Below are 25142 nucleotides of genomic sequence, written 5' to 3'. Positions count from 1 at the left end.
CCAGCGGCATCTGCAGAAGGAAGCCCATATGAGCGATACATCAGGCTCCCATTACATCGCATTGGCGCAGCGCTTAGCCGAGACGCGTGCCGCACAGCTGCTGCGCGATTTGCAACTGATCAATGAACGCACGCAGCGCGAGCTAGGCCCGCTGCCGCATGGCGGCTTGCTGGAGCATGTCAAGCGCAAACCCAAGCCGGCACCGTGGGTGCAGCCGGTGCAGCCGGTCCCTGCACTGGATGACAATGCGCACACTGCGCCGCGCGTGCCCATGCCTAAGAGGAAAGATCCTGCCATGTCGAAGCCCATGCCTCCCTCCATTGAAAACGGCTTGCCTGCGCCTCCTGTGCCGCAGAAATTGCGTGAGCTACTGAGAGACTATCCCGAGTTGATTCAGCGCTTGCAGGATGTTCTCGATGATTACATCAGGAAGCCAAATCCGTTGATTCCGTTCGATGGAGCCATCTGGGCGTTGGAAGGAAGGCTTGAGTCTTTCATCTCCGAAGCCCGCGAGGAACTCGATCTTGCGCACGCTAGCGGTGATGCTAACGCCGTAAAAATGGCTGAAGAAAAAGAACGTTTGACCCGCCATGCAAGATCGAGAAATCGCGGAATGTCGGATCTAGATCAGCTGTGGAATTACATCGAGACGCACAAGGAGTCTTTGATATGAACGAAAAGGAATCCCGTCTCGATAATGTCGAGCATCGCAGATTATTTGAGCAGAAGATTCTTGATGATGCCGCACTGGAGACAAAAACGTCCTTCGAACACCCCAAGGCGATCATCCTCGCTGGGCAACCTGGCTCGGGAAAAGGAAGTCTCGCAAGAGCTGCAGACGTCGAGCTAGGCAGGGATGTCGTCCTGATCGATCCGGATGAATTGCGTAACGCTCACCCCGAAGTGTCCGCCCTGCGCAATGCCCACCCCTACACCTGGTCTGGCTACACCCACTCCGATGCCAGCCAATGGGCCGATGAACTGCTGCAAGTCACTATCGAAGGCAAGAAGAACCTGATCTTCGACACCACGCTCAGCAATGGCCAGTGGAGCGCGGAACTGATCAAGGATCTGCAATCGCGCGGCTATGACGTCGAGGTGCGTGCAATGGCCGCGCACAAGCTGGAAAGCGAGCATGGCGTCGATTCCAGGTTTTCTCAGCAGCTCGATCGGGAAGGCTACGGCCGCTACGTGCCCGAAAGTCATCGCGAGGTCGTCTACACCAGGCTGCCGATCAGCCTGGACACGGTGCATGCCCAGACCACGGCGCCCGTACGCATCTTCAACCGCCAGGGTGCCGAGGTTTACGATAGCCGCACCGATGCACGTCCGCCCGGGCAGGCACTGGAAGCGGCGCGCAATGCGTGGTTCAAGGATCCAGCGGTCACCCAAGTACTGCGCGAAAGCTGGCAACAACAGGTCGATTGGCACCGCGATCTACCGGCGCATGTGCAAGACATCCCCAACGCCGCCCCCGCCGTTCAGGAGCAAGTGCTTGCTGAGCACGCCGAGCTACACGTCAGTGACGGCGTGAACAGCCGGCTGGAAGGCATTGCCACCATTGATGAACTCGTGCGGCCAGGGGCTCCGCCTGCACGCGTGCCTGTGCCTGAGCCGGAGATCCCAGGCTTGCGTCGCGCCGGGATGACAGCAGGGCTTGCGGGTTTGGGCGTTGCCGCCACTGCCTACGATGCGTCGCAAACCGGAGAGCGTGTTGGCACGCTGTTGGCGCAAGACAACCTTACCGCTGCGCGGTCAGAAGCGCTGCACTTTAGTGCCCGAGGCATAGGCGGCTGGGCGGGAGGCACCGCCGCCGCTGCCGTGGTTGGCACAACCGGCGCCGGGCCCGTCGCGCTGGTGGTGGCCGATGGTTATCTGTTCAGTGCTGCTGCCGACAAGGCCGTGACGCTCTGGGACAACCGCCAGATCTATACACAAACTGACAAGCAGGGCGTGAGCTGGGAGTTCAATGGCAACCAGTGGTTGCGCCAAGAAAAGGCCGATCTTCCCAACGATAGCGTCGATGCACCGCAGAAGCAGGCCATGTTCGCACTGCCCGAAAAAGCGCGCGAGCTGAACTATCACGCCAGTAGCGAAGCGACCGAGCAGGCGCTTGGCAAGGTGCAACCCAGTAACCCCTATGTGCAGCCATCCAGTGAGGCAGATGCTGCGCATCTTTACGCACGGGATTGGCGGCATGATCCGGCAAGTGGCCAGTGGTCCCGGATGATCGCCGACGAAGTCGATAGGAACGAGCGGCCCGTCTGGACGGTTGATCCGGCAAGCCCCGAGCGCAGTGCCGGGTTGGATCAACAAGCAGCCCAGGTGGTGGACGCCAACATTGCCCGTGGCCCAGCTGCAATTGCAGCGACTTATCAGACTGCCTATCAGCGCAATGGATGGGACGATTTTGGCCCCGTGCCATCAGCCGTGCAGGCAGCCTTGAACCCAGACTCACTGCAAGCCTCGGACGGCAAGCAGTATCAGCGCGATACGCAAGATCAGTGGCGGCATGATGGTGTTGCTGCCGAAGGCAATGTCCCGTCAGAACTCAATGCAACGCGCGAACGCTTGCAACCGGCATTGGAGCAGCACGGGCAGGCGTTGGCACAGATGCCGGCAAGGCAAGCGCCAACGCCAACGCCACAGCAACAAGATCAGGCCAATACCGAAGCGGCCTATGCCGCCTATGGCGTTGCGCCCAATGCCCAGACCGCAGGCGCGATCCAGCTTGCGGTGCAACGGACACGTGAGGCAAACGGGATCGATGCCGCGACCAGCTCTTTGGCGTTGCAGCGTGATACGACCGCGCAATACTCGGTGTACAGCCCCATCCAGCATCTGAGCCGTGACGCCGATGGTGCGGTGCGTGTTGCAGCAATGACCAGCACCGACGATATCCATCAGGCACTCAGCGAGGTGCAGTCACTTCGGCAGGAGCAACCGCCTTCGGCCGGTGCGCCGGAGCGCCGGAGCAACGCATTGACGCACAGTCGCCCCAAGAGCGCGATGCTTACGAGCAAGCGTTGCGGGAGGCTAATCGGCAAGGTGTGCCTACGCAAGAAGCGCAGCAAGCCGCAAGCTTTGCGGCGACAACGGTTACCGCCCCGCATGTGGATGAAACCCGAGCACCTCAGGCGGCCATTGATGCGCAGCGAGATCGAGACGTTGCACGTACACCCGATGCGCCTGCTGCTGCGGAGGCGGCAACGCCTGCTCCTGTCGCGGTGGCTACATCCGTCAACGCGTCTCTGCAGGAAGACGTGCGCCCGGTCGCCAAGCCTGCCGAACCGAAGCCCGAACCTGTCCCGCAACGAGAACCCCAAGAGACCCAAGCACCTGAGGTTGGGGCACCCCCGACAGCCGGCGCAGTCCAGCCGAGGGCAGAGGCAGTGGGCCCAGCCTTGGCGGGCGCATCTGCGCCGAACCTTGGATCAGCATCATCCGCTTCGACCGTCCCCAATCAAGCGCCTACTCAGGCAGCTGCCGCAACACCGCGCTCATCGCATGAAGTGGAAGGGCTGCGCCTGGGCGACCGGGGGCAAGAAGTCGAGTTCTTGCAATATCGCTTGCAGCAAGTAGATGCGCGTGGTCCAAACGGGCAGGCCGTGCCGCAAGACGGGCACTACGGTTCGGAGACCGAACATGCCGTGAGACAGTTCCAGCAAGACCAAGGTTTGCCGGCAACGGGCGTTGCCGGACAAGAGCTGGATGAAGCGTTGTCCCAGGCACAACATGCGCGCCGAGAAGCTTTGAAACCCATAGCGCCGGCATCGGCAAATGGGCCGGTGGAGCAGGGCAGCGAGCAGCAAGCCCGAGTAGGCACGCCACAGAACGATGCGCCATCGGCTGTTCCATTGCAGGCAGAGCAGCAAGAAGCGATGCAGGCAACATTGCCGCCAACGCCAACGCCAACGCCAACGCCAACGCCAACTCAGAGCGAAGTGCCGGCACAGATCGTCTTGCCTGAGCGCGCGTCGTCCTCCTATACGTCATCGCCTGGCTTTGGTGGGACTGGCGGGCGTTCAAACGCAGGCGTGAACGATGAGGATCGGGTCGAGCAAATCAGGCCATCCCAAGATGTCGCTCAGCAGGCGTTTCCCTCTGATCATCGGGATTACGCATTGTTCTCCGCCATCCAGGCACAGCTCCCCAGGGGCACATCTGATGAGAAAACGGCCGAAGTGCTTCAAGCCGTCAAAGAATCGGGGATTGAGCGCGCGGATGAACTCCGGAAAGTAACCATCCAAGATGATGTGGCCTTTGTCTTTGGCAAAACGCTGGGATTCCATTCGGAAACCGCGCTCAATACGCCATCGCCCGGCATGACTGAAACCTTGCAAAAAACGGAGGCAATGGATCAGCAACGGGCGCAGGAGATGGTGCAGTTCCAGCGCGAGCGCGAGGAGATCGACAAGGAGCCTACGGGCCCGGTGATGACGCTTGCTGCGCGCTCTCAGCAGCAGGCGATGTCAGAAGCGCCTGCCAGTGATGGCGGTGGTTGACCTTACTTTGAAGCGACGCGCCGCCTGTGTTGGATGGCCCTCTGCGAGGCAGGGTAATGTCGGCGGCATGCCTTGCGGAAGTTCCGCTCAGCCGGGCATGCGCCGCAACTAGCCGCAGTGGATCGTTTCCTTGCCAAGTAACGCCACGCACTAACTTGCTGACCACGTGGATCTGCGCACTTGGTAGCAACAAGGAAGCGCGGTGGCATGCTGCTTCGTTTGCACGGCAGCCGGTTCGCGCGCTGCCATCGCCCCCGGTCGACGCGCTGTAGAGTGCGCCATTCACCGTGTTGGTTCCCTGGGCGCTGCGTCGCCCCCGAACGGCACGCGTCTCTTCTTCTTCGGGTGACTACGTCATGAAACTGCTTGCTGCCGCCATCGGCGGTCTTTGTCTTTCGCTTGCCTCACAGGCGAGCGCCATCACCCAGGCAACCGGCGATGGTCGTGCAGTCTCCGAGCCTGGTATTCCGGCGACCTGCCAGGCGGTAAAGGCCGAGCACACGGCTAGCGCGCGCCAGTTCGCGGCGGCATTGGAAAGTGCGCCGCCCGATACCAAAAACATCCAGGCCGCACTGACCGCGTGTGCGGGGAAGAATGGCAGCGTGCTGCTGACGGCGGGCGCGGGCAACGCGTTCCTGACCGGGCCGCTGTCGATTCCTACTGGCGTGACGTTGGTGGTCGATCAGGGCGTCACCGTGTACGGCTCGCGTAACCCCGCCGATTACGGCAGTGGCTGCGGCACGGCCGGTTCCAAGAGTGGCGGATGCCTGCCGTTGATCAGCGTCAAGGGCACCAGGTCCGGTGTGATGGGTGTGCGCATCGGTGGGCGCCAGGGCACCATCGATGGCCGTGGTGACCTGACCATGCTCGGCAAGAGCACCACGTGGTGGGAGTTCGGCGAGAACGCCAAGAAGGCCAACCAGGTGCAGAACAGCCCGGACCTGATCAAGGTGCAGAATTCCAGCGCATTTACGCTCTACAACGTCAATCTGATCAATGCGGCGTACTTCCATTTCTTCGCGCATATCGTCGATGGCCTGACCATCTGGGGCACGCGGGTGAAGTCGCCAGCGACCAGCCCCAACACCGATGGCCTGGACCTGGATAGCGTGGTCAACGCAACCGTGTTCGATAACGATGTGATGGGCGGCGACGATTGCGTGGCGATCAAGACCATCGCCTCCAAGTCCGGCAACATCACCTTGCGCAACAATCGTTGCTACGGCACGCACGGCATCTCGATCGGCAGCGAGGTGATGTCCGGCGTCAGCAATGTGTTGGTCGATTCCACTGCCATCACCGCCAGCGACGATGCCGGCAACCGCAGCACCGACAACAACGGTCTGCGCATCAAGACCAGCATCGCCAAGGGCGGCCCGGTCAGTCTGATTACCTATCGCAATACCTGCCTGTACGGCGTCACCAGCCCGCTGGTGATCAACCCGTTCTATTCCAGCGGCGGCAGCGGCACCGCGCCCACCTTCAGCCAGATTGTCGTCAATGGCTTGCGGACCACCGGCGATGCGGGTCTCAAGGGCAAGGGCTGGATCCTGGAAGGCTATAACGAGCAGACACCGCTGGACCTGGTGCTTGCCAATGTTGCGACAGGCAACAAGGCCGTCACCGCCAGCAATGCGCGGATCGGGCTGAGCAGCAGCGAGCTCGTGCCGACCGGCACCAATGTCACCACCAGCACCGTGCAGCTTGCCGGCAGCATCCCGACCTGCTCGAGCGCACCGCACTTTCCTGCGTTGTGATCGGACTGGGTGCGGTGGGTCACCGGGGCTGCGCAACTTACCGGCAGCAGGTCGACCTGCCTGGACGAACTGCTTTCAGTTGATGTATCCCATCCAGGTGCGGCCGGAAGCCGGTCGCACCTGGTGAGGTGTCACGGAAGGTGATGCCAGAGGCGGCACGCGACAGCCGCGACCGGCAGTCGCGGCAACCAGGCCCATCTGTTCGCTCTCGCAGTTCTTCCATGCCCATGCCCGCTCGCCGGCAGTCGCAGCGAGGGTGTGCCCGTGCTGCGCCCTGCCTTGACAAGACCTAAAGTTCTTGCGTTTCATGGCCTTATTGCCAGAAGTTCATCTGGTCTCTGTTACCCTCGGCCGATGATTCGACGCACACTGACCTGCCTGCTCACCCTCGGCCTAGTCGCTTGCGCGACCCAGCCCAGCCCTCCACCTGCGCCTCCGGCCGCCAGTGCGCCGCCGGCCAAGCCGCCGCTTGCTCCCGCTGCGCCCGCCAGTGCGGCGGCCGAAGCGCCGGCCTTGCCGCCGGTGGACCTGACCCCGGTGCCGTTCGAGATCGCACGCGCCAACTTCGTGCGTGACACCGCGGCCAAGTACGGCATCGACGCGGCGCAGATCGAAGCGGTGCTGGCACAAGCCCAGTTCAAGGATGCGATCGTCACCGCGATGTCGCGCCCGGCCGAGCGGGTCAAGCCGTGGAACGAATACCGGCCGATGTTCATCACCCAGGCGCGCATCGACGGCGGCCGCAAGTTCCTGGCCGAGCACCGCGCCGAGCTGAGCAAGGTGGAAGCCGCCACCGGTGTTCCGGCGCAGGTGATTGTGGCCATCATCGGGGTGGAAACCAGCTACGGCAGCAACGCCGGCAAATACCGTGTGTTGGACGCGCTGTACACGCTGGCCTTCCGCTACCCGCGCAGCGGCGACCCAGCCAAGCTCGAACGCGAAGTGCGCCGCGAGCTGTTCTTCCGCGATGAACTCGGCCAGCTGTTCGCACTGGGCAAGGAAGAGCAACTCGACGTCACCACCCTGATCGGCAGCTATGCCGGCGCCATGGGCATGGGCCAGTTCATGCCGTCCAGCTACCGCCAGTTCGCGGTCGACGGCGATGCCGACGGCAAGCGCAATCTGTTCACCGATCACGACGACGTCTTCGCCTCGATCGCCAATTACTTCGTCAAGAAGGGCGGCTGGGTGCGCGATGGTCAGGTCGCCGTGCCGGCCACGTTGGCTGCGGGGCGCGAGGAGTTCAACCCCACCGACTGGTCGCCGGTGTACACGCTGGCCGATCTGTCTGCGCGCGGCTACCAGCCCAACGCGCCGGTGGTTGCCGGCAGCACCGCCACGCCGATCACGCTGGATGATGCCAACGGCAAGCAGTACTGGTTGGGCTTCCAGAACTTCTACGCGATCACCCGATACAACATTTCCAAGATGTATGCGATGGCCGTGTTCCAGCTGTCCGAGGCCATCGCCGGCAAGGAGTTACCCCCGGCATGAACAGCATCACAGGTCCCAAGTGGCTGATCCCGATGGCATTGATGCTCGGGCTGGCGGCCTGTAGCAGTGCACCGAAGAAAACCGCCGGCAACGGCGGCAATGGCGCGATCAAGGGCGTCAAGGTAGAGGGCAAGGGGCCGGCGCATGTCGCCACCGGCTGCCCGTCCACCTCGCCGTATGCCGCCGCCAAGGAAGACCCCTCCACGCGCGGCGACTACACCGCCGGCGGCCTGTACAAACCCGGCGTCAAGGACTCCACCCCGGACCACGTGCCCAACGTGGCCTGCATTCCCGAGCCGCTGGTCAGCAACGAGCCGCGCTCGGCGGTGGGAAATCGCTCGCCGTATGAAGTGCTGGGCAAGCGCTACGTGGTGATGGACAACCCCGGCGACTATGTCGAACGCGGCACCGCCTCGTACTACGGCAGCAAGTTCCACGGCCGGCTGACCTCCAACAAGGAGGTGTACGACATGTACGCCTTCACCGCTGCGCACAAGACCCTGCCGCTGCCCAGCTTTGCGCTGGTGACCAATACCGACAACGGGCAATCGGTGGTGGTGCGCGTCAATGACCGCGGGCCGTTCCACGATGGCCGGGTCATCGACCTGAGCTACGCCGCTGCGGTGAAGCTGGGGATCACCGGCAAGGGCACCGGTAATGTCGAGGTACGCGGCCTGACCGAAGCCGACAACGCCAATCTGCTGGCCAAGCGCCGTAGCGGCATCGCGCCGGTCACCACCGTGGCCGCGGCCAAACCGGCTGCCAGCAGCCAGATCGACAGCCTGGTGCAACAGCTGCCCGCCCGCGGCACCACTGCCCGCCCGCCAGCCACCGGCACGGCCGCAGCGCCAGTGCCGATGGGCGAGCGCTGGCGTTACCGGGTGGCCGATTCGCGGCAGCCGGGCAATGCCGACAATTTCGATGCGTGGATGAAGTCGCAGGGCGTGCGCGTGGCCACCGGCAAACCGACAGCGGCCACGCCGCGCCCGGCCGCTGCCGCCGCCGTGGCAACCACCGTGGCGGTGGCCAGGACGCCGGATGCTCCGCCAGCGCCGCGTCCTGCCGCTCCGGTCATCGTTGCCAAGCCGCCGACCGCCGCCGAAGCCGCGCTGGGCGACATCCTGTTGCAGGTCGCCAGCTTCGCCAGCCGCGAGAACGCCAACCGCGCGCTGTCACAGCTGGCCTCGGCCGGCATTGCCGGTGCCAGCGTCAGCGACATCGTCAGCGGCGGGCGCACCCTGTGGCGCCTGCGCGTGAACGCACGTGACCACGCCAATGCCTCGGAAATCGCGCAGCGCATTGCCGGGCTGGGCTTCGGCCGCCCGCAGATCGTGGCCAATTGAGCGCCCTGCGCGCCTGAGCGGGGCTGAACTTCGGTCAGGCGCGACGCCAGTGCGCATCGCCCTGATCGCTGTGGCCCCTTACAATTTCGCATTACCCAGCCTTCGGGCCCGTCAGGAGTCGTTCTTCAATGAAATTCCGCTTCGCCGCCGCTGCCGTGGCCACGTTCGCGTTCGGCCTGGTCTGCGCACAGACCCCTGCGCCGCAGCCGACCCCCGCCGCTGCCGCGCCGACCGCTCCGGCGGCATTGCCGGTTCCGCCGGCACCGGCACCGGCCGTGTCCAAGTCCTGGATCCTGATGGACTACGCCACCGGGCAGGTGCTCGCCGGTGAGAACATCCACCAGGAACTGGCGCCGGCCAGCATCACCAAGGTGATGACCTCCTACGTGGTGGCGGCCGAGATCAAGAACGGCAAGATCAGCCGCGACGACCAGGTCATGATGAGCGAGCGCGCCTGGCGCGAGGGCGGTGCCGGCACCGACGGCAGCTACAGCGGCTTCCCGGTCAACCAGACTGCGCGTCTGGAAGACATGGAAAAGGGCATGGCGATCCAGTCCGGCAACGATGCCGCGATTGCGCTGGCCGAGCATGTCGCCGGCAGCGAAGAAGCCTTCGCCTCGCTGATGAACAGCTACGCCGCCAAGATCGGCATGAAGAACTCCTACTTCGTCAACGCACATGGGTTGAGCGCCGAGGGCCACCATTCCAGCGCCTACGATCTGGCCATGCTCGGCCGTGCGATGGTGCGCGATTACCCCGAGACCTACGCCTACAACAAGATCAAGGAATTCCAGGTCGGCACCATCAAGCAGAACAACCGCAATCTGCTGTTGTGGCGCGACCCGGCCGTGGACGGCATCAAGACCGGCCACACCTCCGAAGCCGGCTACTGCCTGCTCAGCTCGGCCAAGCGTGGCGACCAGCGGCTGGTGGCCGTGGTCATGGGCGACACCTCCGAGCGCCAGCGTGCCGATGACAGCCTGGCGCTGCTCAACTGGGGCTTCCGCTTCTTCGAGACCCACAGCCTGTACGCACCGGGCAAGGTGGTGACCAAGCAGAAGGTCTGGAAGGGCGAGCAGGACGAAGTACAACTGGGCGTGGCCCAGCCGCTGCTGGTCAGTCTGCAGCGTGGCCGCTACAAAGACCTCAAGCCCAGCATGGAAGTGGCCAAGAACCTGCAGGCGCCGATCAAGAAGGGCCAGCAGGTCGGCACCGTCAAGGTCAGCCTGGAAGGCAAGGTCATCGCGCAGGCACCGCTGGTGGCGATCAACGCGGTGGAAGAGGGCGGGTTCTTCAAGCGCCTCTGGGACGCCTTCTGGATGTGGTGGGAATCCGAATAACAAAAAAGCCGGCGAAAGCCGGCTTTTTTTGTTGAATCGGGAGTGGAGAATCGGGAATCGTAAAAGCGGCGCGCCGCTCCTGCTGTTCCCATTCCCAATTCCCGATTCTCTATTCCCAGCTTTCAAAGCATCCGGCTGATCGTGAAACTGCCATACACCGGGGTCTCGCGCTGGGTCTCGAACTCGCGGGTGCGGTGGTAGCGGGCGATGGCGAATTTCCAGCGGCCGTACATCACCGCCAGGCCGTAGCCGACATCGCCGACTAACGGGCGCTTGTCCACGCTGTGGCTGTTGCGGAAGGTGTTGCCGTCCAGGGTGATGTCGCGGATCACCCAGCGCGCATCGGTGGTCAGGAACAGATGTCCGGACCAGCCACTTGCGCGGCCCAGGCGGCTGGGTGCGGTGTTCTCGCCGGCCGGGCGGGTCGGCGTGCTGCCGAAGTCATCCGGCAGCTTCCAGCCGAAGCGCACTTCGCCGCCGGCATTGAGATGGGTCGACATGTTGCCCAGCGATCCGCCCCAATGCGAAATCGCATCCCAGCCCCAACCATCGGCGTTGACCGTGGCATCGCCCGGCCAGCGGCGCATGCGCTCGTGCACGAGGTTGACCAGCGGCTCGTTGTGCAGCTGGTTGTCCCAGCCCTGGAATTTCTCGTCACCCAGCGCGTCATGGATGGCGTCCTGCGCTTCCTGCGCGAAGGCCCACGGGCCAACCACGCCGATCTGCAGCTGCGTGGTACGCAGGTGCGCGTCGTTACGCGCGTTGTAGCCGAAGCTGGCGAGCAGGATGCCCGCGTACGGGCGGTCGTCCGGAATCACGTCGCGGCGGGTGTAGTCGGTCGGGGTAAAGATCGCCTGGCCGATCGAGAACACCATGTTCTGCTGATCGAACTCGCCCGGATGCAGGCGTTCCAGATAGCTGTTGACCCAGCGCGCCGTGCGCGGCAAACACGGGTCGTCGGTGTAGTCGACCAGATTCGGCGAGACCAGCGTCAGCAACGCGCCGTTGGAATAGCCCTGGTCCTGGTCTTCGCCGCCGAACAGGTCGTTGTCGACCCGGAAATTCACCGCCGGCGGCGTACGACCCAGCCGGCTGGAATCGCACTGGTCGGCCGCCAGCGCGGGCAGCGCCAGGCCGGTGAGGGAAAGCAACAAGGCAGCGGACAGCGCGCGCGGTCGGAGCATGGAGGACCCGGTACAGGAGGGACAGGATGCGGCAAAGGTGCCTGCGGCCACTGCTGCGCCGCGTGAACATGGGCTGCATGATGCAGCGCCTGCCGTGGCGGGCATGACTGCATGTGCGGACCAGTTCGTTCTATCGCGCTCGGGAGGTCCGTCGGCGCGAATTGCACGGCGGGCATGAGCCCGCTGCCATGAATTTCGCGCGCTAATAGCATATGATCCGCCCCGGGGGAACTAGCCCCAAGGAACGGCGGCCTGCAGCAGGCTATTTCATTACCAACGGATCGCGTTCGCCCACGGCGGCGCAGGTGTTAGGGGAACAACATGAGCAAGACGATTTCTGTGAGCGCGGCGGTACTGTCCAGCGTGCTGGGTATTGCATTGGCCAGCGTGAGTGCACCGGCGTCCGCCGGGCTGAAGGACGCCTTCAAGGGATCCGCGCAGGACCAGCGGAAAGATGCCGTCGCGCAGATCCCGGTGTGCGCCAAGCCCCTGGGCAGCCTGTCGGTGATTGAGCCGGAAGACGCCGTCAACTGGTGGTCGGGTCAGCAATTGCCTGCGCCCTCCAAGCTGATCAAGGTCTTCGTGAACCGGTCGCGCTGCTTCACCCTGGTGGACCGTGGTGCCGGCATGGCTGCCTCGCAGCGCGAGCGCGACATGGCCGCCAATGGCGACCTGCGCGCGCGCTCCAATATGGGCAAGGGGCAGATTCGCGCGGCCGATTATGTGATGACGCCGGACCTCATCTCGCAGAACCGCAATGCCGGTGGCAGCGCCATTGCCGGCATGTTGGGCGGTCTGGTTGGCGGTAACGCCGGCAATCTGGTGGGTGGGTTGAATCTAAGCAAGAAGACCGCCGATGTGGTCTTGACCATCACCGACGTGCGCTCGTCCGAGCAGGTCGCAATGGCTGAAGGCAATGCCAAAAAGACCGACCTCGGCTGGGGCGCGCGCGGCAATGTGTTCGGCGGTAGCGACTACGGCGCTGCCGGTGCTGGCGGTTATGCCAATACCGAGATCGGCCAGGTGATCACGCTGGCGTATCTGCAGGCTTACACCGATATCGTCAGCCAGTTGGGTGGTCTGTCCGGCAATGCCGCAGCGTCCAATGCCCAGCAGGCAGTCACCGTGACCCGTGCGGGCCGTTTGCTGGCCAATGCCAAGGGCTCGGGCGCAGCAGTGCGTACGCTGGAGCCGGGCATGATGCTGTACCCCACCGGCACCAAGGAAGGCGTCATGTGGGAAGTCGAAGACGAAATGGGCAACCGCGGCTGGGTGTCGTCGGCCATGCTGGAACTGTCCAAGTAAGTCGTCCGCAAGATGCACATTTAGTGTGAAACGACGGGGCCCACTGGGCCCCGTTTTGCTATCTGCGACAGGCGGTGCGACAGGGCAGGGTTGGGTTTGCCGCCAGGCGGCCCGATAATGGGCGGATGGAAATCAGCTCCGACAACCCCGATCACGGCTTCCAGTTTCCCGGCACCTTCGAGCTCAGCGCCATGGGCACGGCCGAGCGCGGGCTGGAAACCGAACTCCCGCGCCTGCTTGCCGCTACCGGCGTTGAACTGCTGGAAGAAAGCATCAGCTGGAAGCACTCCTCCAGTGGCAAATACGTCTCGGTCCGGATCGGCTTTCGGGCCGACACCCGCGAGCAGTTCGACTCCGCGCATCAAGCGCTGCGCGAGCACCCGGAAGTGAAGTGGACGCTGTAGCGGCCGAGCCTGTCGTGGCCCCGGTGTTGCCCTTGCCGGCGCAGGTCCGCGACCTGGGCATGCAGGATTACGCCCCGGTCTGGCGTGCAATGCAGCGTTTCACCGATACACGTGACGAGCACACCGGCGACGAGCTGTGGGTGGTCGAGCATACGCCGGTGTTTACTCTGGGGCAGGCCGGCAAGCCCGAGCATGTCCTGGCTCCGGGCGAGATTCCGGTGCTGCAGGTCGATCGCGGCGGGCAGGTGACCTACCACGGCCCTGGCCAGCTGGTGGTGTATCCGCTGCTGGATCTGCGCCGACTCAAGATCGGTGTGCGCGACTATGTGTGCAAGATCGAGCAGGCCCTGATCGATACGCTGGACGAGTGGAACATTGTGGCCGAGCGCCGCGATGGCGCGCCTGGCGTGTATGTGGGCGGGGCGAAGATCGCCGCGCTCGGCATCCGCGTACGCCGCGGCTGCACCTTCCATGGGCTGTCGTTCAACGTGGCGATGGACCTGGAACCGTTCCACCGCATCAACCCGTGTGGCTACCAGGATCTGCAGGTGACCTCGGTGCTAGACTTGGGCGGCCCCTCCGGGATGGACGCCGTCAAGGCGGTGCTGCTCGACCAGCTGGCGCGCCAGTTCGGCCTCGTGTTGCAGCCCACCTCCGCATTGCCCGACCTTTCGCTTCCGGCCTGAGCGCCCGTACCGTCATGACCCAGCCTATCGCCCGCTCCATTCCCTTGCAGGTCGTCTCCGGCGACACCGCCGCACCTGCGTCGCTGCAGACCGGCGTCAAGCAGATCGGTGGCGACAAGATCAACCGCTCGCCGGTGCAGTTCGTCGACGCGCCGGTGCTGCGCAAGCCGTCGTGGATCCGGGTGCGGATCCCGTCCGGCAACGCGGTGCAGAACCTCAAGGCCAAGTTGCGCGAAAACCGCTTGGTCACGGTCTGCGAAGAAGCCAGCTGCCCGAACATCCACGAGTGCTTCAGCCACGGCACCGCCACCTTCATGATCCTGGGTGAGGTGTGCACGCGGCGCTGCTCGTTCTGCGACGTGGCGCATGGTCGGCCCAAGCCGCCGGATGCGAGCGAGCCGGCCAGCCTGGCCACCACCGTGGCCGACATGGGCCTGAAGTACGTGGTGGTGACCAGCGTGGACCGCGACGACCTGCGCGACGGCGGTGCCCAGCACTTCGTCGACTGCATCTCGGCGATCCGCGCCAGCGCGCCCAAGACCCGGATCGAGATCCTGACCCCGGACTTCCGTGGCAAGGGCCGCATGGACCGCGCGCTGGAGATCCTGGCCACCAGCCCGCCGGACGTGTTCAACCACAACATTGAAACCGTGCCGGACCTGTACCCGAACGTGCGCCCCGGTGCCGATTACCAGTGGTCGCTGACGCTGCTGCAGCGCTTCAAGGCGCAGCACCCGACCATCGCCACGAAGTCCGGCATCATGCTCGGCCTGGGCGAAACGATGGAGCAGGTGCAGGTCACCCTGCGCGACCTGCGTGCGCACGATGTGGACATGATCACGATCGGCCAATACCTGCAGCCCACGCCGCACCACCACCCGGTGATGCGCTACTGGACGCCGGAGGAATACAAGGCGCTGGAGGAGTACGGCAATGCGCTGGGCTTCAGCCACGTGGCGTCCGGCCCGATGGTGCGTTCCTCGTACCACGCCGACCGCCAGGCTGCCGGTGCCGGCGTCGCCGCCTGAGCCCAACTGCATCGGTGTGTGCATCACGGCCCTGCGCAGTGCGCGGGGCCGTGTCGTATCCGGGCCAGCGTGCCGAGGGTACGGGCGCGTTCACAATCTGCTACATGCCCGGAGCTAGGCTGATTCAGCCAGCGGATGACAACGCCAGCAACTTTCGGCACTGTCATGCTGTCACATCCGATCACCGCCCTTCTTTCATCGGCCCCGTGCCGAGAGCCATTCGATGACCTACAACGTTTCTGCGTCCCTGAAGGCCGGCCTGCTGGCACTGGTGCTCACCACTCCGATGGCATTGCTGGCGCGTGCGGACACGGCGCTGCCTGCCGCGGCCACGCCCGAACAGGCGACGGCGACCAAACTGGTCTACGGGTTGCTCTCGGACAGCCGGTATGCGTATCGCCCGCGTACCCTCGACGAGGCGATGTCCAAGGACGTCTTCAAGCGGTATCTGGAGACGCTGGACGGCGGCAAGCAATTCTTCACCCAGGCCGATGTGGATGCGTTCGCGCCGCTGCAGGCGGGCGTGGGTGATGCGCTGCGCGGCGGCAATCTGGAGCCGGCGTTCCAGGTGTTTTCGGTCTACAAGAAGCGTGTCGATCAGCGCGTCAAATACGCGCGCGAACTGCTCAAGCAGGATTTCGATTTCACCGGCAGCGAGAAGTTCGAGTACGACCGCAAGGACGTGCCGTGGGCAGCCGACGACAAGCAACTGGACGTGCTGTGGCGGCAGTCGGTGATGAACGACTGGCTGCGCCTGAAGCTGGCCGGCAAGAAGTCGGACGACATCCGCAAGACGCTGGACAAGCGCTATGCCACGTTGGCCGATTCGGTCAATGAACTGAAGGGAGAAGACGCGTTCCAGTTTTTCCTCAACGCCTACACCAATGCAGTTGACCCGCACACCGATTACTTCACGCCGCGCACGGCCGAAACCTTCAATCAGCAGATGTCGCTGTCGCTGGAAGGCATCGGCGCGCAGCTGCAGAAGCAGGACGACATGGTGGTGATCCGCGAGGTGATCCCGGGTGGTCCGGCCGCGGTGGACGGCACGCTCAAGCCGGGCGACCGCATCGTTGGCGTTGGCCAGGCCAAGAGCGGCGCCATCGAAGATGTGATCGGCTGGCGCATCGATGACGTGGTTGCCAAGATCCGCGGCAGCAAGGACACCCAGGTGCGCCTGGAGTACATCCCGGCCGAGCTGGGCATCGACGGCACGCACCGCACCGTGACCCTGACGCGGCAGAAGGTGCGCCTGGCCGAACAGGCTGCCAAGGGCGAGACCATCACGCTGCCGGCCAGTGGCGACGTGCCACAGCGCCGGATCGGCATCATCAAACTGCCGGGCTTCTACCAGGATTTCGAAGGCCGTCGTCGTAACGCGGCCGACTATGCCTCGGCCACCCGCGATGTCGCCAAGCTGCTGGCGGGCTTCAAGTCCGACAAGGTCGACGGCGTGGTGCTGGATCTGCGCAACAACGGTGGCGGTTCGCTGGACGAAGCGATCGAGCTCACCGGGCTGTTTATCGAACAGGGCCCAGTGGTGCAGGTGCGCGAATCCGGTGGCCGGGTCACCGTCAATGGCGACAGCAACCCGAAGGTGGCCTGGGATGGCCCGCTGGGCGTGCTGATCAACCGCGGCTCGGCTTCGGCGTCGGAAATTTTTGCTGGTGCCATCCAGGACTACGGCCGCGGTCTGGTCATTGGTGAAACCACCTTCGGCAAGGGCACGGTGCAGAACATCGTTGACCTGGACCGCTGGCCGGCCGCCGAAGGGCAGCGTTATGGGCAGGTCAAGCTGACCATTGCGCAGTTCTTCCGCGTCAGCGGCTCCAGCACCCAGCACAAGGGCGTGGTGCCGGACATCGCATTCCCGGCCAGCGTGGATGCCACCGAATTCGGCGAAAGCACCTACGACAACGCGCTGCCGTGGACGCGCATTGCCGCCGTGCCGCACACCCAGTACGGCAACTTTGCCCCGCTGCTGCCGAAGCTGCAGACCCTGCACGCCACGCGCATCGCCAGCGACAAGGAATTCCAGTGGTGGGAAGAGGACGTCAAGCAGTTCCGTGACGAGAAGGCCAAGAAGTACATTTCGTTGAACGAAGCCGAGCGCGTGGCCGAACGGCAGAAGCAGGATCAGCAGCGCAAGGACCGCCAGCAGGTGCGCAAGCAGCTGGGTCTGCCACTGGACCCGCTGGCCGACGACAGCGACGACGGCCTGACCGGCAACGAGCGCGATATCGTCAAGGACACCGCCCGCGAGAAGGCCGCTGAAAAGCGTCCGGATCCGCTGCTGCACGAATCGGCGGCCATCCTGGCCGATGCGCTGGGGTTGTTGTCCAAGGACCAGCCGCTGTCGGCGCAAGTACTGCCGCAATCGACGGCACCGGGTCGCTGGGCTGACTGATTGCTTGCGTCATTGATGGGTGAGCAACGCCACCGCTTGTCGGTGGCGTTTGTTTTTGGGGCGGCGCATCGGTGGGCGACACCTGTGCGCACCCGACTGCCTGCAGCAGATCAGGCCAGCGCCTGCCAGCAGGCCTGCAGGCCGAGCAGCAGCAAGGTGCCGAAGAACACGCGCCGGAACATCTCGGCGGAGATACGTCGCCGCACCCGGGTGCCGGCCCACATGCCCAGCGCTGTTGGCAGCAGCGCCAGTAGCGATGGCACGCCCGCCGATAGCTGCACGCCGCCCTGCCAGACCAGCGCGATGGCCAGAGCAAGCGTTGCGGTACCAAAGCAGGTGGCCAGTGCGCGGATCAACAGCTCGCGCGGCAACCCCAGCGCGGCGAAATACGGCGCTATCGGCACCACCACCACGCCAGTGGCGCCGTTGAGCAGGCCGCTGATCAGGCCGGTCAATGGGCTGGCCCAGCGTTCATGGTGTGGTGGCAACGTCCACTGCCAGCGGGCAAGCCCCAGCAACGCATAAGCCACCAACAACACGCCGAGCGCGGCACGCAGGGTGCGCGGGTCGCCACCGATGATCAACCCGGCAGTCAGCCAGGTGCCCACGCTCATCAGTGCCAGCAGGGGCCATAGTCGCCGCAACAGTGCACCCGGTGCCGGCCCCCAGGCCTGCTGCAGATTCGTCACCAGCGAAGGCAGCACCAACAACGCGGCTGCCTGGCTGGGTGGCAGCCAAAGCCCGAGCAGGCCCATGGACACGGTCGGCAGGCCCATGCCGGCCACACCCTTGACCCCGCCAGCCAGCAGGAACACGCCTGCGATCAGGACCCAGTGCAATGCATCGTCATTCATGCCGGGCAGGATCCTGCCGCCGGGGCGAGGCGGCAAGCTGTCTTTGTTTGAGGCAGACTTCGTCCACACCGAAGGCTGGGGCTGCGCGATGCAAGTGGAGTTCGTCGATTTGCGGATCTTCGTGGCAGTGGCCGACACCGGCAGCATCACCGCCGGTGCCGAGCGCGTGGCGCTGTCGCTGGCCGCCGCCAGTGCCCGCATTCGCGCGCTGGAGCTGCAGGTGGGCGCTGCGCTGTTCGAGCGTGGCCGGCGCGGCGTGACGCTCACCGCCGCCGGGCAGGTGCTGCTGCGACACGCGCGGGTGCTGGCCCGACAGGAGCAGGCGATGCGCACCGAGCTGGGCGACTACGGTGCGGGTGGGCAGGTCACCCTGCGGCTGGCTGCGAACACGGCAGCGCTGTCGGAATGGCTGCCCGAGTGCGTGGCCGACTTTCTGTTGGCGCATCCCCGCGTGGACCTGACCCTGGCCGAGTGGGGAAGTGAGGAGGCCGCCGATGCGGTGCGCGAGGAGCGGGCCGATCTGGCGGTGGTCGCCGGGCATGCGGATTTCACTGGCCTGCAGCGGCGCCCGTTCCGCCACGATCAATTGGTGGTTGCGGTGGCGGCCCGCCATCCGCTTGCCGGCGCGGACACGCTGCGCCTGGCCGATATCCAGGACATGCAGTTGTTGGCGTTATCGGCCGACAACGCCTTGCAGCGTCATCTGCGCACCCACCTGGCGCGAGCCGGCGTGCACCTGCGCATTCGCGCGCGCGTACCGGGGATCGAAACGCTATGCCGCATGTTGGCGCGCGGCGTCGGCGTGGCGATTGTGCCGCACGCGGCGCTGGCGTGTTCCAGCGTCCGCCAACAACTGGTGGCCGTGCCGCTGGACGAACCCTGGGCACGGCGTGAGTTGTCCATCGTCTGGCGCGATACGCCATCGGCTGCCTTGCAGGCGTTGCTGGAATGGCTGCAGGCAAGCGCGGCGCAGGCGGGCATCCGGCCACCGTGATTGCCGGCTGTTTCGCAGGCATCGGCGCGCTCACTCCGTGCGCGCCGATGCCTGCGAAGCAGTGATTGAAGCGCGCGCTTTCAGCGCGGCCAGGCAAACTCGGCGAGCACCGGATAATGATCCGACGGCAGCACGCCGCCGGGCCGGTCATCCAGCGTGGTGAACTGCGTTGGCGTCAGCCCGCGGAACAGGATCCAGTCGATCCGCCGGGTGGGATGGGTGCTGAAATCCTGGAAGGTGTTCTCCGGCCCGCTGCGCTTAGGCGCCCTCGCGCGTGCGTCGCCCAGCACGGCGGTGAGCGTGGGATAGGTGATCTTGTCCGGGTCACTGTTGAAGTCGCCGGTCAGCACCACCGGAATATCGGCCGGCAATTGCGCGATGCGCGACAGGATCAGTCGCGCGCTGTGTTCGCGCGCGGGTTCATCTTCGTCGCGGTACGGGAAATGCGTGTTGAACAGATAGAAGCGGCGCTTGTCGCTGCGGCGCTCGAACAACGCCCAGGTGACCATGCGCGGCAACACGTTGCCCCAGGTGATGCTGCCGGCCACCTCGGGCGTATCGGACAGCCAGAAGTTGCCCGATTCCACCACGTTGAGCGTGCGCGTGTCGTAGAACACGCCCATGTGTTCGTCGCTGTCATCACCGCGCCGTCCCTGGCCGAACCAGCGGTAGTTAGGCAACTGCGCGGCCAGATAGCCGGCTTGCTCGCTGACCAGTTCCTGGGTGCCGAACACATCCGGATGCGTCTGCTTGATCACGCTGACCATCGCACCGCGACGCGCCTGCCAGCGTTTGTCGCCATCGGTATCGACGGGCACGCGCACATTGAATGACATCACACGCAACGGCGTGATTGGCGCTGCGGCAAGTGCCGGCAAGGCGATGCACAGCAGTGCAAGGGTGGCAAGCAAGCAGCGCGTCAGCGCGCGCGTGGTCAGGCGTGGCATGCAGGCAAATTCCTGAAGAACAGAGCCGCCAAGTCTAGTCAGCGACGATGACCGCTGTGTCATGGCAACGCCGGTGTTTGCCGATGCGATCGCGCGCTTGACGTCGCTGCGCATCGGCGTAGCATTTGCCGCAAGCCAGCGGACAGACCACTGGCTGACCACGCAACCGTGAGGGATTCTCATGGCAACACCGTACGACTATCTCGTCTTTATCGGGCGTTTCGAGCCCTTTCATAACGGCCACGCCGCCGTCGCCCGCCACGCGCTGGGCAAGGCTCGCAAGCTGATCGTGCTGATCGGTTCTGCCGATACCCCCCGCACCATTCGCAATCCGTGGACCGTCGCCGAACGCGCGGTCATGATCCAGGCGGCATTGCCCGACGATGCCGAACGCCTGATCCTGCGCCCGCTGCGCGACCATCTGTACAACGAAAGCCTGTGGATTGCCGAAGTGCAACGGCAGGTGGCCGAAGCCGTGCAGGCCGATGGCGGCAGTGCCGATGCACGTGTGGGCCTGATCGGCATGGACAAGGACGCCAGCAGCTATTACCTGCGGGAATTTCCGCAGTGGCCGCTGGAGGATGTGCAGCACACCGCCACGTTGTCGGCCACCGAACTGCGCCGCTATCTCTTCGAAGCCGGCGATATCGGCTTCCATGGTGGGCTGTTGATGCTGCGCGGCAATGTGCCGGCGCCGGTGTACGACATGCTCGAAGCCTTCCGTCGCAGCTCACCGAGCTATGCGCAGCTGGTGGCCGAATTCCGCTTCATCGAACAGTACCGCGCTGCCTGGAAGGACGCGCCGTATGCGCCCACCTTCGTCACCACCGATGCGGTGGTGGTGCAGGCCGGCCACGTGTTGCTGGTGCGTCGTCGCGCCGAGCCGGGCAAGGGCTTGTGGGCGCTGCCGGGCGGGTTTGTGGGGCAGGACGAAGGCCTGCTGGACAGCTGCCTGCGTGAGTTGCGCGAGGAAACCCGGCTCAAGGTGCCGCTACCGGTCATCAAGGGTTCGTTGCGCGCACGGCAGGTGTTCGATCACCCCGAGCGCAGCTTGCGCGGGCGCACCATCACCCATGCGTTCCACTTCGAATTTGCCGCGGGCGAATTGCCGGCGGTGCGTGGCGGCGACGATGCCGACAAGGCGCGCTGGATCCCGATCGCCGAGGTGATGGCGATGGGGCCGCGGCTCTACGAAGACCATCTGCACATCCTTGAATTCTTTCTGGGCCATGGCTGAGCCATGACCTCCCGCTGGCGGACAGACCGCCGGCCTCCCGACGCGAAGGAGCTTCCGTCATGCATTATCTCGACAACCTGCTGCTCAACACCGACAGCTACAAGGCCAGCCACTGGCTGCAATATCCACCTGGCACCGATGCCTCGTTTTTCTACGTGGAATCGCGCGGTGGCGTGTACGACCAGACCGCGTTCTTCGGCCTGCAGTCGATCCTGAAAGAAGCGATCAACCGTCCGGTGACGCACGCCGACATCGACGATGCCAAGGCGTTGCTGGCGGCGCATGGCGAACCGTTCAACGAGGCCGGCTGGCGCGATATCGTCGACCGTTTGGGTGGGCAGTTGCCGATCCGCATCCGTGCGGTGCCCGAAGGCTGCGTGGTGCCCACGCACAACGTGCTGATGACGATCGAATCCACCGACGCCAAGGCGTTCTGGGTGCCGTCGTATCTGGAGACCCTGCTGCTGCGCGTGTGGTATCCGGTGACCGTGGCCACGGTGAGCTGGCAGGTGAAGCAGATCGTGCGGGATTTCCTGCAACGCACCAGCGACGATCCCGAGGGCCAGTTGCCGTTCAAGCTGCATGACTTCGGTGCGCGTGGCGTGTCCAGCCTGGGCTCGGCCGCGCTGGGTGGTGCGGCGCACCTGGTGAACTTCCTCGGCACCGATACTTTATCGGCGTTGTTGCTGGCACGCGCGCATTACCACACGCCGGTGGCCGGTTATTCGATCCCCGCGGCCGAGCACAGCACCATCACCAGCTGGGGGCGCGAGCGCGAAGTCGATGCATACCGCAACATGCTCACCCAGTTTGCGCGGCCGGGCGCGATTGTGGCGGTGGTGTCGGACAGCTACGACATCTACCGCGCCATTCGCGAGCATTGGGGCACCACGCTGCGCGAGGAGATCATCGCCTCCGGTGCGACCGTGGTGATCCGCCCGGATTCGGGCGACCCGGTGGATGTGGTCGAGCAGTGTCTGCTGTTGCTGGACGAGGCGTTCGGCCATCAGGTCAACGGCAAGGGCTACAAGGTGCTCAACCACGTGCGGGTGATCCAGGGCGATGGCATCAATCCGCAGTCGCTGCGCGCCATCCTCGAACGCATCACCGCTGCCGGATATGCGGCCGACAATGTCGCCTTCGGCATGGGCGGTGCGCTGCTGCAGAAGGTGGATCGCGACACGCAGAAGTTCGCACTGAAGTGCTCGGCGGTGCGCGTGGATGGCGCATGGATCGATGTCTACAAGGACCCGATCACCGATCAGGGCAAGCAGAGCAAGCGCGGCCGGCTGACGCTGCTGCGCGATCGTGCCACGGGCCAATACCGCAGCGCCTTACTCGACGAGGTCGCCACGCACGCGGGCGACAGCGACGATGCCTTGGTCACGGTGTGGGAGAACGGGCAGATGCTGCGGGAATGGACGCTGGAGCAGGTGCGTGCACATGCAGACGCTGCCCGGTTGTGAGGTAGGTGCGCAGGCCAGCGCGGCGCTGACACCGGAGCAGCCCAGCACGCAGGTGACGGCGGCGTCGGTGCTGGCCACCTTGCGGGCTGCCGCGCCGGCGATCGAGCAGCGGGTGCCGGCTGCCCACGATGTCGACCGTTGGCATGCACTGGAGATCGGCGGGCGCCGGTATCGCGCGGCGCTGCCGATCACGTTGACGCCCTACGCCTCGGTGCGGCCGTGTTCGGCGCGCTGCGGCTTCTGCTCGGAGAATCTGCGCTCGCAGTCCGGCGGTGTGGCGGCCGCGCAGCTGCGGCCAGGGCCGGCGTACTTCGACCACTTGCAGCAGGTGCTGCAGCTGCTGGCTGGGGTGCCGTTGTCGTATTCGTTGTCGGGTCTGGAAATGACCGACGATGCGGCGTGGCTGCAGACCCTGCTGCAGACGCTGGCGCACACGCGCAACGGGCCGCAGGTCGCGCAGCGGGTGCTCTACAGCAATGGCGCCGGGTTGGCGCGCAGCCACGGGCAGGCGTTGATCGATGCGTTGGTGGACTTCGATCTGTCGTGGATCGAGCTGTCGCGCCATCATCCGCTGCAGGCCGGCAACGACGCGATCATGCGCTTCCGCCCGGACGAGCCGATCGCACAGGTGGATGCGTTCGTGCACACCGCCAATCGGTTGGCACTGCGCGTGCCGGTGCGCCTGGTGTGCATCGTGCAGCAGGGCGGCGTGGATACTGCGCAGGAAATCGCCCGTTATCTGGAGTTCGCGCGACGCTGCGGCGCCAGCCAGGTGATCTTCCGTGAGCTGTCGCGGCTGGATGCCGGCTACCGCACCAACGGTACCGTGCGTTACATCGAGCAACGGCGCATCGGCGTGGAGACCTTGTTGGCCGAGTGCATGCAACAGCCGTGGTGGCCGGGCTGGACGCTCGACGGCATGACCCAGGGCTACTACTTCTGGAACGTGCGGCTGCGCGATGCGCACGGCATGCACGTCGTGTTCGAAAGCGCGGACTACGCCGCCATGCATGCCCGCCACGCCAGCGGCGATCTGTACAAGCTGGTGTTCTTCGCCAATGGCCGGCTGTGCGCAGGCTGGGACCCGGATGCGGACATCCTGTGGGAGCCAGGCCATGGATGAATTCGATCAGCGCAGCTGGTGGACGCCAGCGCCGGACGATCCGGCCTGGGCGCTGCCGGACGACCTGCGCGCCGCCGATCCCTTGCATGGGCGCGACTGCGGCTGGGTCAATCAGATGCGCCCGTTCGTGCGCCATTTCAGTGCGCCGGGGCAGCAGGTGTTCGACCCGTTCTGCGGGTTCGGCAGCACCTTGCTCGCGGCCGCGTTGGAAGGCCGCCAGGCGCATGGCATGGAGGTCGACCCGGCACGTGCCGTAGTGGCACGCGAGCGCTTGCGGCGGCACGCGGTGCAGGCGCCGGTCGTGGTGGGCGGGCTGGCGCAGGTGCCGCCGGCCGCGCCGGTGGACCTGTGCCTGACCAACGTGCCGTATTTCGGCTGCCACTGGTCCGGGCCGGTGGCGCCGGGCCAGCTATATGCCAGCACCGATTACGCCAGTTATCTGGCCGGCTTGCGTGCGGTGTTCCATGCGCTGCGTCGCCAGCTGCGGCCAGGCGGCTTCGGCGTGGCGATGGTGGAGAACGTGGTACTGGACGGGCAGCTAGTGCCGCAGGCCTGGGACCTGGGGCGCATCCTGTCCAGTCTGTTTACGCTGCGCGAGGAGCGGGTGCTGTGCTATCCACGCGCCGGCGGGGTGCTGGCGCAGCGCGGCACCGCCAGCAACCGCAGCCACGAATATGCGCTGATCTTCCAGCACTGCCGCACCCGCCTGGATCTGCAGGCCGCCGCGCAACTGCTGCAGGCGCTGCGCGAGCAGGGCTTGCCTGTCACCCCGCACGGCAGCTACGCACGTTGGCTGCAGGCGCCCGAACAGGTGCCCGATGGCCCGGCCGATCTGGACCTGATCGTGCCCGGCGAGCAGGCGGTCTGGGACCGGCTGTCCCACTGGCTGCACGCGCAGGGCTTCGCGCTGAGCCTGTGGGGCGCGCCGTGTCTGCCCGCCGTGCCGTTGGCGATGGTCGCGGCGCACCACTATCTGCGCGCCGAACGCCTGGACGCCGATGGCCGCCGCCTGCAGGTGGACCTGCAACTGCCGATGGATGAACCCGCGCAGCCATGAGCGGCGGACGC

Annotated in this window: 20 protein-coding genes; 17 read left to right on the top strand and 3 right to left on the bottom strand. The window is 65.1% G+C overall.

Going from position 1 to position 25142, the window contains the following annotated elements; genetic code table 11:
* Nucleotides 1–28: 28 nt before the first annotated feature.
* The 7 genes from XCC_RS17925 to XCC_RS17895 all read left to right on the top strand — a co-directional run bounded on the left by XCC_RS17925 (nt 29) and on the right by XCC_RS17895 (nt 10439).
* Complete coding sequence (locus tag XCC_RS17925) at nt 29–673, top strand: hypothetical protein (RefSeq protein WP_011269504.1); 645 nt, start codon at nt 29–31, stop codon at nt 671–673.
* Nucleotides 670–3582, top strand: coding sequence for a zeta toxin family protein (locus XCC_RS17920; protein ID WP_011038559.1), 2913 nt, complete (start codon nt 670–672; stop codon nt 3580–3582). Before XCC_RS17925 ends, XCC_RS17920 begins: the two co-directional genes overlap by 4 nt.
* Nucleotides 3558–4505, top strand: coding sequence for a peptidoglycan-binding domain-containing protein (locus XCC_RS22485; RefSeq protein ID WP_158014641.1), 948 nt, complete (start codon nt 3558–3560; stop codon nt 4503–4505). Before XCC_RS17920 ends, XCC_RS22485 begins: the two co-directional genes overlap by 25 nt.
* Nucleotides 4506–4861: 356 nt before the next feature.
* A complete protein-coding gene (locus XCC_RS17910; RefSeq protein WP_011038557.1) occupies nt 4862–6262 on the top strand; it encodes a glycoside hydrolase family 28 protein in 1401 nt (466 codons plus the stop codon).
* Between the two features lie 354 nt (nt 6263–6616).
* The gene (mltB, locus tag XCC_RS17905) at nt 6617–7756 is read left to right on the top strand and encodes a lytic murein transglycosylase B (protein ID WP_011038556.1); all 1140 of its coding nucleotides are present in this window, start codon (nt 6617–6619) and stop codon (nt 7754–7756) included.
* Complete coding sequence (locus XCC_RS17900) at nt 7753–9099, top strand: septal ring lytic transglycosylase RlpA family protein (protein ID WP_011038555.1); 1347 nt, start codon at nt 7753–7755, stop codon at nt 9097–9099. Before mltB ends, XCC_RS17900 begins: the two co-directional genes overlap by 4 nt.
* 128 nt (nt 9100–9227) lie before the next feature.
* A complete protein-coding gene (locus XCC_RS17895) occupies nt 9228–10439 on the top strand; it encodes a D-alanyl-D-alanine carboxypeptidase family protein (protein WP_011038554.1) in 1212 nt (403 codons plus the stop codon).
* Nucleotides 10440–10561: 122 nt separating this feature from the next.
* Here the strand turns inward: XCC_RS17895 and XCC_RS17890 are convergent, their stop codons facing one another.
* Entirely contained in the window at nt 10562–11623 is a 1062-nt protein-coding gene (locus tag XCC_RS17890) for a lipid A deacylase LpxR family protein (protein WP_011038553.1), read from the bottom strand.
* A 321-nt stretch (nt 11624–11944) separates the two neighbouring features.
* On the opposite strand from XCC_RS17890, the gene XCC_RS17885 reads away from it, so the two are divergent.
* From XCC_RS17885 to XCC_RS17865, 5 genes are all read left to right on the top strand, one after another.
* On the top strand, nt 11945–12928 hold the full coding sequence (locus XCC_RS17885; protein ID WP_011038552.1) for a CsgG/HfaB family protein: 984 nt from the start codon (nt 11945–11947) through the stop codon (nt 12926–12928).
* 125 nt (nt 12929–13053) lie between these two features.
* Nucleotides 13054–13332 carry a YbeD family protein gene (locus XCC_RS17880; protein ID WP_011038551.1) on the top strand — a complete coding sequence of 93 codons (279 nt, stop codon included), beginning with the start codon at nt 13054–13056 and terminating at the stop codon, nt 13330–13332.
* Nucleotides 13320–14018, top strand: coding sequence for a lipoyl(octanoyl) transferase LipB (gene lipB / locus XCC_RS17875; protein WP_011038550.1), 699 nt, complete (start codon nt 13320–13322; stop codon nt 14016–14018). The genes XCC_RS17880 and lipB overlap by 13 nt, the downstream gene beginning before the upstream one ends.
* A gap of 14 nt (nt 14019–14032) precedes the next feature.
* A complete protein-coding gene (gene lipA, locus XCC_RS17870; RefSeq protein WP_011038549.1) occupies nt 14033–15046 on the top strand; it encodes a lipoyl synthase in 1014 nt (337 codons plus the stop codon).
* A 223-nt stretch (nt 15047–15269) separates the two neighbouring features.
* Nucleotides 15270–17453: a carboxy terminal-processing peptidase gene (locus tag XCC_RS17865; RefSeq protein ID WP_011038548.1), complete on the top strand. Its 2184-nt coding sequence runs from the start codon at nt 15270–15272 to the stop codon at nt 17451–17453.
* Nucleotides 17454–17563: 110 nt separating this feature from the next.
* Here XCC_RS17865 and XCC_RS17860 read toward each other — a convergent pair whose 3' ends face one another.
* Complete coding sequence (locus XCC_RS17860) at nt 17564–18307, bottom strand: sulfite exporter TauE/SafE family protein (protein ID WP_011038547.1); 744 nt, start codon at nt 18305–18307, stop codon at nt 17564–17566.
* An 88-nt stretch (nt 18308–18395) separates the two neighbouring features.
* Between XCC_RS17860 and XCC_RS17855 the strand changes: the two genes are divergently transcribed.
* Nucleotides 18396–19301 (top strand): LysR family transcriptional regulator, encoded by a 906-nt coding sequence (locus XCC_RS17855; protein ID WP_011038546.1) that lies wholly within the window; start codon nt 18396–18398, stop codon nt 19299–19301.
* 80 nt (nt 19302–19381) lie between these two features.
* Here XCC_RS17855 and XCC_RS17850 read toward each other — a convergent pair whose 3' ends face one another.
* Nucleotides 19382–20248: an endonuclease/exonuclease/phosphatase family protein gene (locus tag XCC_RS17850; RefSeq protein ID WP_011038545.1), complete on the bottom strand. Its 867-nt coding sequence runs from the start codon at nt 20246–20248 to the stop codon at nt 19382–19384.
* A 181-nt stretch (nt 20249–20429) separates the two neighbouring features.
* Between XCC_RS17850 and XCC_RS17845 the strand changes: the two genes are divergently transcribed.
* Genes XCC_RS17845 through XCC_RS17830 form a run of 4 tightly spaced genes read left to right on the top strand, consistent with a single transcriptional unit; the run spans nt 20430 to nt 25131 of the window.
* Nucleotides 20430–21485: a bifunctional nicotinamide-nucleotide adenylyltransferase/Nudix hydroxylase gene (locus XCC_RS17845; RefSeq protein WP_011038544.1), complete on the top strand. Its 1056-nt coding sequence runs from the start codon at nt 20430–20432 to the stop codon at nt 21483–21485.
* Between the two features lie 59 nt (nt 21486–21544).
* On the top strand, nt 21545–22951 hold the full coding sequence (locus tag XCC_RS17840) for a nicotinate phosphoribosyltransferase (protein WP_011038543.1): 1407 nt from the start codon (nt 21545–21547) through the stop codon (nt 22949–22951).
* Nucleotides 22929–24074, top strand: coding sequence for a hypothetical protein (locus XCC_RS17835; protein ID WP_019237259.1), 1146 nt, complete (start codon nt 22929–22931; stop codon nt 24072–24074). The genes XCC_RS17840 and XCC_RS17835 overlap by 23 nt, the downstream gene beginning before the upstream one ends.
* Nucleotides 24067–25131: a DNA methyltransferase gene (locus XCC_RS17830; RefSeq protein ID WP_011038541.1), complete on the top strand. Its 1065-nt coding sequence runs from the start codon at nt 24067–24069 to the stop codon at nt 25129–25131. Before XCC_RS17835 ends, XCC_RS17830 begins: the two co-directional genes overlap by 8 nt.
* The last annotated feature ends 11 nt before the right edge of the window (nt 25132–25142 follow it).

Source organism: Xanthomonas campestris pv. campestris str. ATCC 33913, from assembly GCF_000007145.1.
Classification (GTDB): Bacteria; Pseudomonadota; Gammaproteobacteria; order Xanthomonadales; family Xanthomonadaceae; genus Xanthomonas; species Xanthomonas campestris.
This window is presented reverse-complemented; position numbering and strand designations above follow the sequence as displayed.

Excerpts from the sequence above, each read along its gene's own strand:
- XCC_RS17925 (WP_011269504.1), top strand. The coding sequence starts at position 29 with ATGAGCGATACATCAGGCTCCCATTACATCGCATTGGCGCAGCGCTTA.
- XCC_RS17900 (WP_011038555.1), top strand. The coding sequence starts at position 7,753 with ATGAACAGCATCACAGGTCCCAAGTGGCTGATCCCGATGGCATTGATG.
- XCC_RS17920 (WP_011038559.1), top strand. The coding sequence starts at position 670 with ATGAACGAAAAGGAATCCCGTCTCGATAATGTCGAGCATCGCAGATTA.
- XCC_RS17850 (WP_011038545.1), bottom strand. The coding sequence starts at position 20,248 with ATGCCACGCCTGACCACGCGCGCGCTGACGCGCTGCTTGCTTGCCACC.
- mltB (WP_011038556.1), top strand. The coding sequence starts at position 6,617 with ATGATTCGACGCACACTGACCTGCCTGCTCACCCTCGGCCTAGTCGCT.
- XCC_RS17835 (WP_019237259.1), top strand. The coding sequence starts at position 22,929 with ATGCAGACGCTGCCCGGTTGTGAGGTAGGTGCGCAGGCCAGCGCGGCG.
- XCC_RS17910 (WP_011038557.1), top strand. The coding sequence starts at position 4,862 with ATGAAACTGCTTGCTGCCGCCATCGGCGGTCTTTGTCTTTCGCTTGCC.
- XCC_RS17890 (WP_011038553.1), bottom strand. The coding sequence starts at position 11,623 with ATGCTCCGACCGCGCGCGCTGTCCGCTGCCTTGTTGCTTTCCCTCACC.
- XCC_RS17885 (WP_011038552.1), top strand. The coding sequence starts at position 11,945 with ATGAGCAAGACGATTTCTGTGAGCGCGGCGGTACTGTCCAGCGTGCTG.
- XCC_RS17895 (WP_011038554.1), top strand. The coding sequence starts at position 9,228 with ATGAAATTCCGCTTCGCCGCCGCTGCCGTGGCCACGTTCGCGTTCGGC.
- lipA (WP_011038549.1), top strand. The coding sequence starts at position 14,033 with ATGACCCAGCCTATCGCCCGCTCCATTCCCTTGCAGGTCGTCTCCGGC.
- XCC_RS17860 (WP_011038547.1), bottom strand. The coding sequence starts at position 18,307 with ATGAATGACGATGCATTGCACTGGGTCCTGATCGCAGGCGTGTTCCTG.
- XCC_RS17855 (WP_011038546.1), top strand. The coding sequence starts at position 18,396 with ATGCAAGTGGAGTTCGTCGATTTGCGGATCTTCGTGGCAGTGGCCGAC.
- XCC_RS17845 (WP_011038544.1), top strand. The coding sequence starts at position 20,430 with ATGGCAACACCGTACGACTATCTCGTCTTTATCGGGCGTTTCGAGCCC.
- XCC_RS17830 (WP_011038541.1), top strand. The coding sequence starts at position 24,067 with ATGGATGAATTCGATCAGCGCAGCTGGTGGACGCCAGCGCCGGACGAT.
- XCC_RS17865 (WP_011038548.1), top strand. The coding sequence starts at position 15,270 with ATGACCTACAACGTTTCTGCGTCCCTGAAGGCCGGCCTGCTGGCACTG.
- XCC_RS17840 (WP_011038543.1), top strand. The coding sequence starts at position 21,545 with ATGCATTATCTCGACAACCTGCTGCTCAACACCGACAGCTACAAGGCC.
- XCC_RS17880 (WP_011038551.1), top strand. The coding sequence starts at position 13,054 with ATGGAAATCAGCTCCGACAACCCCGATCACGGCTTCCAGTTTCCCGGC.